The sequence below is a fragment of the Endozoicomonas sp. SESOKO3 genome (genome assembly GCF_024606255.1).
The window spans coordinates 1-6117 of record NZ_JAHHPR010000290.1 but is presented as its reverse complement, the minus strand read 5'-3'; the positions used below and the strand labels follow the sequence as shown (position 1 = coordinate 6117).

2 protein-coding genes are annotated in these 6117 nt (G+C 47.0%); both read left to right on the top strand.

Annotated features, from left to right (window positions below):
- Positions 1 to 121: 121 nt before the first annotated feature.
- On the top strand, positions 122 to 4150 hold the full coding sequence (locus KDK18_RS05290; protein ID WP_257253720.1) for a hypothetical protein: 4029 nt from the start codon (positions 122 to 124) through the stop codon (positions 4148 to 4150).
- Positions 4151 to 4486: 336 nt separating this feature from the next.
- A partial coding sequence (locus KDK18_RS05285) for a hypothetical protein (RefSeq protein WP_257253718.1) occupies positions 4487 to 6117 on the top strand: 1631 nt, incomplete at its 3' end.

Genomic DNA, 6117 nt, shown 5'->3' with positions numbered 1-6117 from the left:
CATTAGCCAGAGAATTCGTTCAACAGGCGGCAGTGGTCACGGAGGCGATGATCCACTGAAGCCCTCGGCTGAGCAAGATACCGGAAGTTCGGTCGTAACTTGTTCCAGATGTAACAAGATAATGAATACACAGGAATTAAGCCGTGTCGCTGATGAAGCAGCAGCTTCAGCATTTTTATGCGACAAGTGCCTGCCGGACACTCACGGTAATAAAAGAGCAAGACAAACCCTGAAAGAAACAGAGTCGGATTCATCAGAACCTGCTCAGAAAAAAAATAAGGGCTCGGGTAGAAAGAGAAGCCATTCCGAAGCAGCTACTGCACCACCGGCTAAAAAAAAGAAACCGGAAGACGCCCAGATCACTGATGATCTATTGGAAAAAGTAAAAGAAAGTATCAAGTACGAACTAAGCAAGGAAGAGCTGGAGAAAGCACAAACCCTGATGGAAGTATTCAAGAAAAAAAACATCTCTGTAAAGGATACTTTTTATAAACTGCTTGGCTTTGTAGAGAGACAGTATTTTAATAGCTTCTTCGATAATGCCACTGCTTTTTTTGGGCACCTTTCTAAAAACTTCAAAAACACAGGCATGCTAACCGGCATGCTGAATTATGCAAAAAAACATATCCGTAGTTTTGCAGAACGTGATCAAAGTGAACTCGAATATTTAGCGAGTTTGGATACATTGACTTCCTTCTCGTCCATGAAGAGTTGCAAAGGTGTGCCCAAGCTTGATGAAGTGAGAGAGCTGCTGAGCTGGCCGGAATGGAAAGACAATAATGGCGAGTTCAATATGGAGCTGTTCCGTGCTTTCTCGTCAATGAATACTTGCAAAGGCTTGCTCAAACATGAGGAAGTGAAAGAGATATTGGGCTGGCTGGTATGGAAAGACAAGGATGACGGGTTCAACATGGAGCTGTTCCGCGCCTTCTCATCCATGAATCATGCCAGGGGCCTGCTCAAACATGAGGACGTCGAAGCGCTGCTGGGCTGGCCGGAATGGAAAGACAAGGATGACCAGTTCAATATGGAGCTGTTCCGCGCCTTCTCATCCATGAATCATTCTAAAGGCATGCTGAAACATGACGACGTGAAAGAGGTGCTTGGCTGGGCTGAATGGAAAGACAAGGATGGCGAATTCAATATGGAGCTGTTCCGGGCCTTAGCGTCCATGAACAGCGGCAGAGGCATGCTCAAACATGAGGAAGTGAAAGAGCTAATGGGATGGCCTGAATGGAAAGACAAGGATGATGCGTTCAATATGGAGCTGTTCCGCTGCTTCTCATCTTTGAATCATAACAAAGGCATGCTCAAACATGAGAAAGTGAAAGAGGTAGTGGGCTGGCCGGAATGGAAAGACAAAAATGGCAAATTCAGTATGGAGTTGTTCCGCGCCTTCTCATCCGTGAATTGTAGCAAAGGCATGCTCAAACATGAGGAAGTGAAAGGGGTGCTGGCCTGGCCGGAATGGAAAGATAAGAATGGCGAGTTCAGTATAAAGCTGTTCCGCACTTTCTCATCTATGTACGCCAGTAAAGGCACTCACAAACAGATGGAAGTGAAAGAGATGCTGAACTGGCCGGAATGGAAAGACAAGGATGGCGAGTTCAACAGGGAACTCTTCCGCACCTTCTCATCGATGTTCACCTCGAGAGGTGCACCCAAACATAGGGAAGTGAAAGAGGTACTGGGCTGGCCGGAATGGAAAGACGAGGATGGTGTGTTCAATATGAAGTTATTTCGCGCTTTCTCATCGATGAATAAAGGCCATGGCGTGCCCAACCATGAGCAAGTGAAAGAAATGCTGGGCTGGCCGGAATGGAAAGACAAGCACGGTGAGTTCAGTACGGAGCAGTTTCGCACTTTCTCGTCCATGAATCATGCCAGGGGCATGCTCAAACATTGGGAAGTGAAAGAGGTGCTGGGCTGGCTGGAATGGAGAGACAAGGATGGTGAGTTCAGTATGGAGCGGTTTCGCGCCTTCTCGTCCATATGCGCCAAAAGAGGCATGCCCGGACGTAAGAAAGTGAAAGAGGTGTTGGACTGGCCGGAATGGAAAGACAAAAATGGCGAGTTCAGTATGGAGCGGTTCCGCGCCTTCACGTTCATGAATCATAACCATGGCGTGCTCAAATACAAGGAAGTGAAAGAGGTACTGGGCTGGCCGGAATGGAAAGACAAGCATGGCGATTTTAGTATGAAACGGTTTAACGCTTTCTCATCCATGAATCATGGCCAAGGAGTGCCCAAACATGAGCATGTGAAAAAAGTGTTGGACTGGACACGTTGCGGGGGTAAACCCAATCACTTGCTCCTGCAAATTATGACCAAACTCTGGAAATCAGAAGGGCTACCTGCCACTGAAACGCTGCAACACCGGGAGACACAGCTGAAACAGTGGCTGTTTACAGAATTTACTGAAGAAAATAACGACTCTGATAACGAAGAGGGCGACAAATGGAATCGCCAGATAAAAACAGTTGCTCTTTACCTCTCCACCTATAAACCAGACTGGTCAATAAGCTGGGCAGTTTTAAAACAGTTTTACCAATGCCATGAAAGGACTAAAACCGTTCCGATATCGGAATCATTGATAAAGCTTCTGTCTTCTTATGGAGGGAAAGGCATCGAGTGCTACCTTAAGGCTAATCAACAGGACCGGGATTTTTTGCGGCAACATTCGGGTAAAACCGTGCCTTTGCACGTATTAAATCAAGCAATGGTTCTTTTTTCTTCCAATGAATACAGAGGGCGTTTTGTCTATTTCGTCAGGCGGTTGAAATCATTGCCAGACAAGAGCCAATGGGAACAGCTCTCAGCCCGGTTACGACAATTATCGGGGGTGCTGGAACTCGACTATATGCAAAGACTCTATTGGGAGATACTGGAACCCTTGACAAAAGATGATCAGCTCCGTTTTCTGGACGCCAACCATGCAGGGGCTCTATTCAACCTGTTTCCCTCGTTGAGCGCCCTGAATAAACTCAGCAAAGAGCATTCCTCCCAATGGTTAAAACGGCTGCTTGAAGCTTGCCTTGGACTAAAAAACCATGACATCACAAAAGAAGGCATCCAAATACTTTTTGAAGCGTTACTCAGAACCCATTGCCTTCTGCCCTGGGATCACGAAATCCCCGATCACTTTCTCTCTGGAATGCGCACAACAGACACCAACACCGTTGAGATACCTGTATCTGGACTTATTCCATCGGGAGAACAGCTGGCCCTGAGCTATATCACCGTGCTGATGCACAACCTCAATGAGATGTTCTTCACTGTCAGAGGGCAGTGGCTTGAGGTTGAGGTGCCGGGTGACAGTGTTCAGATCTACCGTTTTCCAATGCCGCAGCTGAAAATAAATGATGAAAAAATGGAAATCAGCAACTGGTCAGAGGATCAGTTCCGGTTTTTTTTGAAAATCACTGATATGCCTGAATACTATTATTTGACAGCAGATGATTGGCAAAGGCGTTTAAGATTGGATTACCCGTTATACATTCAAAGACGCGAAGCCAGATTATCCGCAAACAGAGAGCCCGGGGCAAAAGATGCCATTGAAGCAGCCCCCTTCAAACCTTTACCTGTATATGTTCTGGCTAACCTGATCAACACTAAGATGACCATCAACCTCATCGCATGGAAATCCCTTGACCAGCATAAAGAGAGGCTGCCTGGATCCTTGCTTGGCAAACTGAGAGAAAGAATCGAAGCATCAGGGGCAGAATGCCCCGATGAGATCAAAGAATCACTGTCCCAATACCTGAATAATGTCCAACCCACGAGTGCTGAAGCCTGTGAGCCGTTCATTGAATCGGTAACACAAAGCATTACCCCACCAGACGAAAAAACAGAAAAACAGGCGTTTCGCAATTTATGGTTAAAGCTCAACCAGACAGAAGTTTTTAGCACCGAAATACTGACATTACTGGACGAGTACAAGAATGAAATGGAGCTTGCGCATGCAGTGGCCGTCCTTAAAAAAGCCAAAATCGATATCGATAACAACATACTGGAAGGATGGAGGCAATGGGCATGCAGCGAAATACAGCGGTTAAAAATGCGTGACTCCTTATTATCGGAGGTTGATCCTGATATTTATCAGAGTTTTCAGGAATTAGAACTGCTTGATGAGTGTTTCACGGCACGCTAGCCATTAAGGTGCTATACAGTCTCGTGCATGTGGCAAACATCTATCAATGCGCCTGAGTCTATGGGATGCCCACAAGAAAGCAAAACCGCCTGCTCAATGGCTCGATCACTGCTTTTGTTGGTGACAATTATGCTTGGGGAGCCAATGCCTGCAGTGGGATTGGTCGGCTCAGGCCCGCAGCCAACGCATTTCTTGTATGCCAACAAGTTGGCCGAACCTGAGCAGCCCAACCCTCTTCCGCCAGGGTTTATGCAATTCGCCCTTAGTTTGCTTCAGCTGCTACCGAATAACAGCCCTCTTGAGCCTCTCCAATTGCGTCCCCTGGCGAGTTGGCCAATGAAGCAAACACGCCACATTGACATGTCCCCTGAAGTTCCTGAGAACACTTCCGCTACCGTGATCGCCACGGTTACTGCCGGGGGAGATGATGGCGATAAGCCACCCGACGGAAACCGCTGGAATCCTGACCCAGAGCCCCAGTCTGACCTTACCCTCGTTCTCAGCCCTGTTCAAAAATGCCTTCAACAAAAAAGGCAACTGCTTCGAATGTTACGAATCAAACGACTATGGGCAATTATAACTGACCGGACCACGCTGGCCCGGATTTTGTCAGATCGGATTATGGTGATTGAAGCGGACATTCTGGATCTGGAAAGATCAGCCCCTGACACGATGCATCCGGGGCTGGTTCAGACTTGGCCAACCGAGCACAGTCAGAAACTCATTGCTTACCGTGAGATCACTGCTGGCAAATATTCTGTCCGGCAGGTGGGTACCAAGAAAAAGAGTCAACCCTCGAGAATCCTCAAAGTATCAACCACCGTGACAACAGACCAGACTGGCCAATCCGGCCAGACGAACAGAACCACAGCCCGCGAACAGGCATCAGGTTCTACAGATGGCAGTGGTCGTAAAGATGATGACCCACTGAAACCCTCAGCTGGGCAGGGTGGCGAAAGTTCAGCTGTCAATTGTTCCCGGTGTAACAAGACACTCAATACACAGGAATTAAGTCGTATACACAATGAGGCAGCAGCTTCAGCGTTTTTGTGCAACCGATGCCTGTCGGGCACTGTGGGTAAAAAAAGAGCAAGACAAAACCATAAAGAAACAGAACCGGGTTTATCAGAACCTTCACAGAAAAAAAAGAAGGGCTCGGGTAGAAAGAGAAATCATTCAAAAGTAGCTTTTTCAGAGGCACCGGCCAAAAAGAAGAAACTGGCAGACACTCTGATCCCCGATGACCCATTGGAAAAAGTAAAAGCAAATATCCATTACGAATTAAATAAAGAAGAGCTGGAAAAAGCACAAGCCCTGATGGAGGTATTTAAGAAAAAAAACATCACAGTCAAATACACTTTTTATAAGCTGCTCGGTTTCGTGACGAGAAAGTCTTTTAATGGCTTCTTCGATAATGCTGTTGTTTTTTTTGGACACCTTCCAGAAACTATAAAAAATACCGGCATGCTGACCAGCATGCTAAAAAATGAAAAAAAACATATCCGTGATTTTGCAGAACGTAGCCAGAATGAACTGAAATATTTAGCGGCTCTGGATGTATTGACTTCCCTTTCGTCCATGAATAATGGCAAAGGTGTGCCCAGACATAAGGAAGTGAAAACCGTGCTGGGCTGGCCGGAATGGAGAGACAGGGATGGAAGGTTCAATGTAGAGTTGTTCCGCTCTTTCTCGTCCATGTACAACACAAAAGGCGTGCCCAAGCATGAGGAAGTGAAAGCCGTGCTGGGCTGGCCGGAATGGAAAGACAAGGATGGCAAGTTCAGTATTGAGATGTTCCGCTCCTTCTCGTCCATGAATCATACCAAAGGCAAGCTCAAACATGAGGAAGTGAAAGAGGTACTGGGCTGGCCGGAATGGCGGGACAAGGATGGCGAGTTCAATATGGAGCTGCTCCGCTCCTTCTCGTCCATGAACAGTGGCAAGGGCATGCTCAACCATGAGGATGT